The 10,144-nt window shown below is 53.9% G+C and carries 8 protein-coding genes and 1 pseudogene; 5 read left to right on the forward strand and 4 right to left on the reverse strand.

Features of this window, described 5'->3' with window-relative positions; genetic code table 11:
* From RTY00_RS11995 to RTY00_RS12005, 3 genes and pseudogenes are all read right to left on the reverse strand, one after another.
* Positions 1–189, reverse strand: a pseudogene (locus tag RTY00_RS11995) (2-methylcitrate dehydratase); the annotation flags it as partial.
* A complete protein-coding gene (locus tag RTY00_RS12000; protein WP_061719597.1) occupies positions 189–1,331 on the reverse strand; it encodes an amidohydrolase in 1,143 nt (380 codons plus the stop codon). The gene RTY00_RS12000 and the pseudogene RTY00_RS11995, both read right to left, overlap by 1 nt.
* Positions 1,328–1,873, reverse strand: coding sequence for a GNAT family N-acetyltransferase (locus RTY00_RS12005; RefSeq protein ID WP_312664596.1), 546 nt, complete (start codon positions 1,871–1,873; stop codon positions 1,328–1,330). Before RTY00_RS12005 ends, RTY00_RS12000 begins: the two co-directional genes overlap by 4 nt.
* Before the next feature lie 287 nt (positions 1,874–2,160).
* On the opposite strand from RTY00_RS12005, the gene RTY00_RS12010 reads away from it, so the two are divergent.
* The 4 genes from RTY00_RS12010 to RTY00_RS12025 all read left to right on the forward strand — a co-directional run bounded on the left by RTY00_RS12010 (position 2,161) and on the right by RTY00_RS12025 (position 6,782).
* Positions 2,161–3,231, forward strand: coding sequence for an iron-containing alcohol dehydrogenase family protein (locus RTY00_RS12010; RefSeq protein WP_312664597.1), 1,071 nt, complete (start codon positions 2,161–2,163; stop codon positions 3,229–3,231).
* Between the two features lie 32 nt (positions 3,232–3,263).
* A complete protein-coding gene (locus RTY00_RS12015) occupies positions 3,264–4,565 on the forward strand; it encodes an LLM class flavin-dependent oxidoreductase (RefSeq protein WP_312664598.1) in 1,302 nt (433 codons plus the stop codon).
* Positions 4,566–4,583: 18 nt separating this feature from the next.
* Entirely contained in the window at positions 4,584–5,783 is a 1,200-nt protein-coding gene (locus RTY00_RS12020; protein ID WP_312664599.1) for an aminotransferase class I/II-fold pyridoxal phosphate-dependent enzyme, read from the forward strand.
* Positions 5,784–5,921: 138 nt separating this feature from the next.
* Complete coding sequence (locus RTY00_RS12025) at positions 5,922–6,782, forward strand: 5'-methylthioadenosine/S-adenosylhomocysteine nucleosidase (RefSeq protein ID WP_312664600.1); 861 nt, start codon at positions 5,922–5,924, stop codon at positions 6,780–6,782.
* A 63-nt stretch (positions 6,783–6,845) separates the two neighbouring features.
* Here the strand turns inward: RTY00_RS12025 and RTY00_RS12030 are convergent, their stop codons facing one another.
* Positions 6,846–7,247, reverse strand: a complete 402-nt coding sequence (locus RTY00_RS12030; RefSeq protein ID WP_154156778.1) for an H-NS family nucleoid-associated regulatory protein — start codon at positions 7,245–7,247, stop codon at positions 6,846–6,848.
* 583 nt (positions 7,248–7,830) lie between these two features.
* Between RTY00_RS12030 and fhuE the strand changes: the two genes are divergently transcribed.
* On the forward strand, positions 7,831–10,029 hold the full coding sequence (gene fhuE / locus RTY00_RS12035) for a ferric-rhodotorulic acid/ferric-coprogen receptor FhuE (protein ID WP_312664601.1): 2,199 nt from the start codon (positions 7,831–7,833) through the stop codon (positions 10,027–10,029).
* Positions 10,030–10,144: the final 115 nt, after the last annotated feature.

A 10,144-nucleotide genomic window follows, 5' to 3' on the forward strand; every position in this document is an offset into this window, starting at 1 on the left:
GTGAGATCGCGCACTGCCGTCGCCATACACGCTGCGCAGCGCCGGTAAACCGCTGTCCGGCACCTGGCCTTGCAACACCGGCCAACTGACGGCGAGGAAATCACGCACGCCTTCACGCGCCGCAGCACGTGCAAGGTCATCAGGTTGGCTGTGAACAATGCGCTCAGCCAGCGCGGCAGTTAGGTTCATCAGCTCACGCTCTTTAGAGCCGCGACCGCCAGATTGGCAAGATAGCGTGACGTCGGCAGCAGCACATCATCATTGATGCGGAACGCCGGATGGTGCAGCGCATAAGGCTCGCCGGTGCCAATCATCATGAATGCGCCTGGCAGCTGTTGCTGATAGAACGCGAAGTCCTCGCCAATTGGGCTGGCTTCCACCACGCGCGCCTCAAAGCCGCTGGCGCTGGCCTGCTGCAAGGCAAAATCCGCCCAATGCGCATCATTTACCACCGATGGCGGACCCGCGTGCCAGTTGAATTTCACCTCGGCGGCGAAAGCGGCGCCGATACCTTGCACGATTTCACGGAAGCGCTGCTCCAGACGTTCGCGCGTTTCCTGCGAGAAGGAGCGCACCGTGCCTTCCAGCCAGGCGCTATCTGGAATCACGTTCCAGGTGCTGCCGCTGTGAATCTGGGTGATCGAGACCACCGCGTTATCGCCGGATGGCGCATTACGGCTGATCAGCGTTTGCGCGGCCGAGACAATTTGCGCGGCAATGACAATCGGATCATTGCCCTGATGCGGTTTGGCCGCATGGCTGCCGATGCCAGTGATGCTGATATCAAAGCGATCAACCGCTGCGGTTAACGGACCGGCTTTGCTGCCAATCACGCCAGGCGGCAGCGACGGATCGTTGTGGATGCCGAATATCGCCACCGCATCATCCAGCGCGCCGGTAGCAATCACATCAGGCGCGCCCTGGCCGGTCTCTTCCGCAGCCTGGAACAGAATGCGCACGCGACCTGGCAGTGTATCCTCCTGCTGTTTGAGCAGAATCGCCGCACCTAGCGCCGCCGAACTGTGGAAGTCGTGGCCGCAGGCGTGCATCACGCCGGGACGTTCAGATCGGAAGCTCACATCTGACTGCTCTTCAATCGGCAGCGCATCGATATCGGAACGTAGCACCATCAGCGGTCCGTTTTCACGGCCTATTTCGGCAACTAAACCGGTTTTGAGCGGCAGATCCAGCACGCGAATCTGGTGTTTCTCTAATTGCTGACGAATACGTGCGGTAGTTTCAAACTCTTGATTGGAGAGCTCGGGAAAACGGTGCAGTTCGTGGCGGAAAGCGATCAGCTGTTCGCCTAAGGTATCGAGAGATTGGCTCATGCTTTTACTCCTTGTTGCGCCGCCTGGCGCGTTAACCACGCATCGTGGGCGGCTTCATCCAATACTTTCTTCATATATTGCGTAATGTGGCCTTTGCCAAGATCGGTGGTGTGCATCAGCTGGAAACCGCGCTTTTTGTACATCTCGATCAGCCACGGATGGCTGGTGGCGGTGCCGAGCGACACGGCGGGCGCGCGTAATTGTCCCAGCAGAATCTCCTGCTCGAGACGATCCTGCACCTGACGGCCATATTGCTTGCCGGGATAACCGGGGTGCGCGCCAAACCAGCCGATGTGCGGCAGGCCAAACGGGCCGGGCAGCGGTCCCCACGGATAACGTACGGTAACGGATGAGACCATCACCTCATCGGCATACAGGGCATAAACACCGTGGCTTTGCAGATGACGCAGTGTTTTGGCAAGGTCGGCGGTGGCGGCATCAAACTTGATGCCCAGCGCCAGCGTTGGCGCATACGCGGCATGCATCAGCGCCTGATAGGTTTCCACCTCGTATTCTCTGACCTGACGAAATTCAAGTGACATAGACATCCCCGGAAAAATATGCGCTTTTGTAGGGTCGCCATTAATGGCGACCTAACAGGCGTTCATACAAAAGAGATCAGATTAACAGCAAAGCCATTCACCGCTATATGTGAAAAATAACTAAGCTAATGCGAATTTGTGAAAATGAAATCGCCCCTTTTGCATTGCTTAAATCGTTATTTACCGTAGTATGCAGAAAATACATAGCGCTATAACTATTCTGTATTAACCCTCTGAATTATCTTAATTTAATCCGTTATAGCCTTATTCTTAATCAGGGTGACGCCGTGTTAGCGATCAAATCTCCGCGTGCATATGCACATGAATCCGGTTTGCGTGCGCGCGCCGGTGAATTTATCAAACCTTACGCTTCCCATATTCGCATCTTTACTTCTCCTCGCGCCTGGCAGGCGGTTAATCCGGAATTAACCCAGAGCCTTGAAGCCAATGCTATTCGCTGGGAAATAGAGTATCTGACCGGTGAATGCACCGATGCCGCGATTGAAACCCTGAAGCAAAATGTCGAGCAGCAGGGCGCTGAACTGCTGTTTGCAGTCGGCGGCGGACGCGTGCTGGATGCGGCGAAAGCGGTTGGCAGCCAATTGCCCGATCTCAAAGTGATCAACTTCGCCACGGTTGCCGCGACCTGTGCGGCCTGGTCTCCGGTGGCGATTGTTTACAATGAGCAGGGCGGCCATGTGCGCAGTCAGCCGCTGGGTAAAATGCCGGATTTAGTGCTGGTGGATAGCGAGATTATCGCGCGCAGCGACGTGCGTTATCTGAAGGCCGGCATCGTGGATGCGCTGGCAAAATATTACGAGTTCTATCCTTATCAGCGTAACAATCCCAATGATCTAGCGCTGGATCTCAAAGTGATGACCGCTAAACGCGCATTGGATCTCTATCGTGAGTTGGGCCCAGCGGCGGTTGCCGCCAACCAGCAGCAGATTGTCACGCCAGAGCTGGTGAAAATCATCGATGCCAATATCGTGTTGGCCGGATTAGCCAACAGCGTGCGCGATGTGTTGCCAACGCCTGGTTTTGCCCACGCCATTCACAATCGTCTGACGCATCAGCCGGAACTGCATGAATGGCTGCATGGTGAAAAAGTGGGTTATAGCCTGCTGGTGCAGTCGCTGATTGAGCATAACGGCGTACCGGATGCCGATCTGCTGGTGCTGCTGCGTGAGTACGACATGCCGCTGACTTTAGCGCCGTTAACCGGCGACCGTGCGACGACGATCCGCACCATCGCGGAACAAATCAAATTCCCGGCGGCCAGCGCCGAACGTCTGCCATTCCGCATCTCTGCTGATGCGCTGGAACAGGCGCTGCTGGCGACCGAGAACACTTTTTAATCGCACCACTTTTTATTGACCAGGACAAAATAATGGCTAACTCACAACAACAACGCCGCATCCGTTTAGGCCTTTTCGTGCAGCCGGTTGGACAACACGTCAGCGGCTGGCGCCTGACGGAAAAGCTCGGCGATCCGACTGACATTGACTGGCTGATCACCATCGCCAAAAAAGCCGAAGCCGGTAAATTCGATCTGTTCTTCGTCGGCGATGCGCTGGCCACCAGCATGTATCGCCTGCCATCGACCATGGCGCGCCTTGAGCCGCTGACCATGCTGTCGGCGCTGGCGGTCAACACCAAACGCATCGGTCTGGCGGCCACCGCGTCCACCACTTTCAGCGATCCGTTTACCATGGCGCGCAGCTTCTCCTCGCTGGATCACATCAGCCGTGGTCGCGCCGCGTGGAACGTGGTGACCTCGTTCTCCGCCGATGTGGCGCGTAACTTCAGTCGCAACGATATGCCGAACCACGCCGAGCGTTATGCGCGTGCGCGTGAATTCCTCGAAGTGGCGGAAAAACTGTGGGCCGGCTGGGAAGAGGGCGCGGTGCAGCCTAACAAAGAGACCGGCGCATACTTTGTTGATGACAAAATCCAGCCGATTAACCACCAAGGCGAGCACTTCCAGGTGCAAGGCCCGCTGAATATCACCCGCTCACCGCAAGGTCGTCCGGTGATCATCGAAGCCGGTTCCTCCGCCGATGGTCAGAAACTGGCAGCGGAAACCGCTGAAGTGATCTTCACCGCTGCGGCCAGCCTCGAAGAGGCGCAAACCTTCTATCGTTCACAGAAAGATCAGGTGATTGCCGCTGGACGTAATCCGGATCATGTGGTGATCATGCCGGGCGTGATGCCGATTGTTGGCCGCACGCGTGAAGAAGCCAAAGCGCTGTGGAAAGAGCTCAACACGCTGGTGGATATCGAAAATGGTCTGCGTCAGCTGTCGCTACGTTTCAGCATGGATCTCAGCCAGTTCTCGCTGGATGGCCCAGTGCCAGAAGTGCCGCTGGGCGAAGGTAACCAGAGCCGCGTCAAACTGATGACCGACATGGCGAAGCGTGAAAATCTGACGCTGCGCGAGCTGGCGGCGGTGGCGGCCGGTTCACGCGGACATCGTGTGATTGTCGGTACCGCTGAAGATATCGCCGATGATTTCGAGCTGTGGCTGAACGAGGGCGGCGCGGATGGTTTCAATATCATGCCAGCGATTATGTCCGAGCAGCTGGATTTGTTCGTTGAGCTGGTGATTCCGGAACTACGCCGTCGCGGCCTGTTCCGTGATGATTACGAGTTCGCCACGCTGCGTGAAAACCTCGGCTTGCCAGTGGCTTAATCCATTCAGGAGCTCAACATGGTCACCTTATCAAAGCGTGTGCAGTCCGTGTCGCTCTCTGCCAATGCTGCGGCGCGTCAACTGACGCGTCAGCTAAAAGAGCAGGGCGTCGATATTCTCGATCTCACCACCGGTGAGCCAGATTTTGATACGCCACAGCACATTCGTCAGGCGGCGGTGGCGGCGATGGAAGCCGGTGAAACGCGCTACACGCCAACCAACGGCACCACGCCACTGCGCAAAGCGGTGATAGCCAAGCTGAAGAATGAGAACCAGCTGGATTATGAGCTGGGGCAGATTTGCATCGCTAACGGTGCCAAGCAGATCATCTTCAACGCTTTTGCCGCCACGCTGAATGAGGGCGATGAAGTGATTGTGCCGGTGCCATATTGGCCGACCTTCCCGGATAGCGTGCGTTTCAACGGCGGCGAAGCGGTGCTGCTTGAGTGTCCCCTCGAGCAGGAATATAAGTTGCAGCCGCAGCAACTGGCGCAGGCGATCACCAGCAAAACTCGCTGGCTGGTGCTGAACAATCCCGGCAATCCTTCCGGCATGGTGTACAGCGCTGATGAGCTGACCGCGCTGGCGACGGTGCTACGCGATAATCCTGATGTGCTGATCATGCTGGATGAGCTTTACGAGCATATTCTGTTTGATGGCCGTGAACACGTTAGTCTGCTGCATGTTGCGCCTGATTTGGCCGAGCGCATTCTATTGGTGGGCGGCGTGTCGAAAACCTACGCCATGACCGGCTGGCGCATTGGCTTTGGTGCCGGGCCAAAAGCCTTGATCGACGCGATGGTGGTGGTGCAGTCGCAAAACAGTTCCGGTGCCAGCGCGATCAGCCAGGCTGCGGCGGTGGCCGCGTATAACGGTGGACTCGACTTCCTGCCGCCGCAACGCACGGCTTATCAGGATCGCCGCGATGCGATTATGGCGTTCTTAAAGCCGGTGCAGGAAATTGACGTGCTAAACCCAGATGGCGCGTTCTTTATTTTCTGCCGCTGCGCCGGTTTATTGGGCAAAACGCGTCCCGATGGACAGAAGATCGAAAGCGAGCAAGATGTGATTAATTATCTGCTGGAGAGCGGTGTATCGGGCGTGGCGGGCAGTGCGTACGGCTTATCGCCTTATTTCCGCTTATCAATTGCCACTGATATTGCAACGGTGCGTGAAGCGGGCCGCAGAATTGCGCAGGCCTGTGCGGCATTAAGCTAATTCTTGCTGAATTCGCCAGATAATTCTTAGGTTTTATCTGGCGTCTTATCGCAATAACTTCATGAGTAAATTAACAACTTTCCAACCCGCGTTTCATCGCGCATAATGCGTTTTTTCATTATTTCCGGTTATTATTTCATGTCTAAATTATCCTTGAATCTCAATACCGCTTTAATCAGCGGCCTGGCTATTTTTGCGCCGCTGAAAGCTATGGCAAATACAGAAACTTCTCAGGCACCGATCATTATTCAGGGTGCAATGCCGGTTGAAGCCGAGCATTTCGCCGCCAAACTGGAAAATGCTAAAGAGCGTCAGATTGGCGAATGGCGTTTCTGGCAGGGCACGGTTGATGGTTATCCGGTGATTGTTTCTGAAACGCTGAAAGGCATGTCAAATGTCGCGGCGGCAACCTCGATTGCAGCCGTGGAATTTAAACCGAAAGCCATCATTAATCAGGGCACCGCTGGCGGTCACGATCCGGCATTACATGTCTATGACATCGTGGTGGGCAAATATTCGGTCAACCTCGGCGCGTTTAAAACGCCGCACAAGTTGCAGGGCGCGGGCAGTAATTCCGTTGAGTGGAAACCGATGGATTTGATGGCGTCAAAAGGCAGCGCAGGTGAAGATAAAAATGCCCACAGCATCCGCCAGTTTTCCGCCGATCCGCAGCTGATGAAAGCCGCCGAGCAGGCGATGCCGGCCTACACTAAAGGCAAAGTGGTGGAAGGCGTGATTGGATCGGCTGATGTGTGGAACAGCGAGTTGGACCGTATTCGCTTCTTCCATGAGAACTTCAACACCTCCGTTGAGGAGATGGAAACCGCGTCGGCTGCGCAGATCTCATCGCTGTTTAATATCCCGTTTATCGGTATTCGTGTGTTATCTAACAACATCACTAACAACGGTAAGTATGATGCGCAAACCGGTATCGCTTGCCAGGATTATGTGTACGACGTTTTAAAAGCGTATATCAAACAGATTAACGCGCAGAAGTAATAAGTATAAAACGCAGCACGTGTGCTGCGTTTTTTTGTTCACCTTCGGTACTGCATACGCCGATTAAATCAGGAAATCATCCATTGAACCGCCAGCTTCCAGTGCGGCTTTAATCGGTGAAGGCGTGCGGCCCTGGCCGGTCCACAATTTCTCGTTACCCTGTTCATCGATGAACTTATACTTCGCAGGACGCGGGGCGCGTTTCGACTTGGGTTTACTTTCCTGAGTATTTAATTGCGCCAGGTCACTAATATCGATACCGTCTTTCAACAACATCTCTTTATACAGCGCCAGTTTTTCTTCTTTTTCGCGCTGGGCTGCAGTTTCTGCTTCCGCTTCTTCACGGCGTTCTGCGACTACCACGGCGAATTTTTCCAGCATCTCTTCTAATGCTGCGACCTCAATATTACGTGCTTCGGCACGCAGCGTACGAAGATTGTTCAATGCGTTAAGTGCATCGCTCATGAATAAATCCTTATTACTGTATGACAAGTTTGAAGCCGCGCATTCTACGAGATTTTTTGCCAAATTAAAATAATCTGTCGTAGACAGAATTGTCCGGAAAATATTCGGATGATCAGACGTTTCTTTATATTGGCTGGCGTGTTTTCAAGCTGTTTGGCTTATTCACGTTATGTTTTTGAGTAATGGGAATAATACTTGGTGCATTATTCAGCATTTTAATGCGGTCTGCGGGAAGGTCGCCATGAATGGCGACCCTACGACGATTTCGCGAGGTTTTCGTAGGGTGCGCATTCATGCGCATCAAAATGGTAACCATGTTGGAATCTGTTCAATTTCACATAGTTGCCGAAAATCCTTGCATGAACCTTCCTGAAAATAACGCTTATCAACTATTACTCGTTGAAGAATAAGGCGTTTCACCAAGTGTAAAAGTGTCAGTAAACCGGTAACAATTTCTTGCATTGTAAACCTTAATGCGTATATTTCTCATTTGCTTTCTTAACGGCTTCCTTACTGTCGTTCCTCTTTCAGACGTCAGCAGCGGTGCCGCAAAAAAATAACGAAAAGTTGATCGAGGAATTGTATGTCTTTCGAAGATTTGCGCGTCAGGAAACCCGGCAATGCGCCTCAGCGTGCGTTGCGTCTCTCTTTGCTGGCTATGATGGTTGCGTCGGGTATCGCGCAGGCAGCAGAGACCACCAATACCGAACAGACGCTGAACGTTGATGCCAGCGCTAGCGCGGACCAGCAACAGCAGGCGGAACAGGATTACAGCGTACCGGTGACGCGTGCCGGGACCAAAATGGCTCTCACCGCGCGCGATATTCCGCAATCGGTTTCGATCGTCAGCAAGCAGCGTATGGAAGACCAGCAGCTGCAATCGCTGAACGATGTGCTGGCAAACACCACCGGCATTCACGGCGTCTCGGGCGATATGGATCGTACCAACTACTATTCGCGCGGTTTTCTGATCGACAACTATATGACCGATGGCATTCCCACCGCCTTCGCCTCACGCTGGAACCTTGGCGATGCGCAGAGTGATATGGCGCTGTATGAGCGCGTAGAAGTGGTGCGCGGTGCTACCGGCTTGCTGACGGGCCCAGGCAATCCATCTGCTTCGATCAACATGGTGCGCAAGCACGCCGATAGCAAAGAGTTTACCGGCAGCGTGTCAGCCAGCTATGGCAGCTGGAACAAACAGCGTTATGTTGCCGATCTCTCTGCGCCGCTGTCCGCCGAAGGTAATGTGCGTGGTCGCCTGGTAGCAGGTTATGAAGACAGAAACAGCTTTATTGAACGCTACGGCGCAGATAAAAAATTCGTCTATGGCGTGGTTGATGCCGACCTGACTGATTCCACCAAATTATCCGTTGGCTATGAGTTCTCGCAGGTCAATACCGATTCAACCATGTGGGGCGGTTCTCCGCGCTGGTACACCGACGGTTCACAAGTCAAGCTTCGTCGTGGTTACAACACCGCGCCAGATTGGGCTTACAACAACAAAGAAAACAAAAAAGTCTTTGTTAACCTGCAGCAGAACTTTGATAACGGCTGGAACGTCACGCTTAACGGCACGCACAATGAGATGTTCCTCGACAGTAAGCAGCTGTATATCGATGGCTATATCAATAAAGACACCGGCATTGCGGTCAATCAGTATCCGGCGTTTTACAACTATGACGCGGTTGGCGGCACCGGCTACAACACCGGCAAGCGTAAAGTGGATGCGGTGGATGCCTTCGCCAGCGGTCCTTACGAAATGTTTGGCCGTCAGCATGAGCTGATGTTCGGCGTGAATTACAGCCGTCAGGACAACAAATATTACAGCGCCTGGACCAACATCTCCCCGGCGCAGCTGGGCAACTTCTACGATTACAACGGTAATTTCCCGGAATCCGACTGGAACCCGCGTGAACCGGCTTCGGATACGCAGTTGGTGCGTCAAAAATCTGCCTATCTGGCAACGCGCATCTCGCTGGCCGATCCGCTGCATGTAATTCTGGGCGCACGCTACACCAACTGGAATCGTCAAACGCTGACCGAAGAGATGGAGAAGAACAACATCACGCCGTACGGTGGTGTGATTTGGGACTTCTACGACAACTGGTCCGCCTATGCCAGTTACACCTCGGTGTTCCAGCCGCAGGATTATCAGGATGCATCTGGAGCCTTCCTGGCGCCGGTGATTGGCAAGAACTACGAAGCGGGTGTGAAATCAGACTGGTTTAACAGCCGCCTGACCACGTCTATTTCTGTGTTCCGCACCGAACTGGATAACGTTGGCGAAGCGACCGGCGAGACGATCAACAATATTACCGTCTACGAAGGTAAAAATGGCGTTGTCAGCCGTGGCGTAGAGTTCGAAGTGAACGGCGCGCTGACTGATAACTGGCAGATGACCTTTGGTGGCACCAGTTATGTGGCGGAAGATCGCGAAGGCGAGAATTACAATTCTCAGCTGCCGCGCACCTCCTTCAACTTGTTTACCAGCTATCGTTTGCCAATGCTGGATGAGTTAACCTTGGGCGGTGGCGTAACCTGGCAGTCGAAGACTTACACCGATATTACCGGTCCTGAAGGCAATGGCACCTGGCGCGCACGCCAGGGCAGCTACTCGCTGGTTGATCTGTTCGCACGTTACGATGTCACTAAAAATGTCTCGCTGCAGGCCAACATCAACAACCTGTTTGACAAAGAGTACGACTCCAACGTCGGTAGCGGCGGCATCGTGTACGGCGAGCCACGTAACTTCTCAGTCTCGGCGACTTATCGTTTCTAATGAAAATGCTGGGTGCGCGTAATGCGCTTCCAGCATTTTCAGCGGTCGCAATGAATGGCGGCCCTACACGCGATTGTCGAGATTTTCGTAGGGTCGCCATTTATGGCGACCTTTG

The organism is Pantoea sp. CTOTU49201 (assembly GCF_032054795.1).
Classification (GTDB): domain Bacteria; phylum Pseudomonadota; class Gammaproteobacteria; order Enterobacterales; family Enterobacteriaceae; genus Pantoea; species Pantoea symbiotica.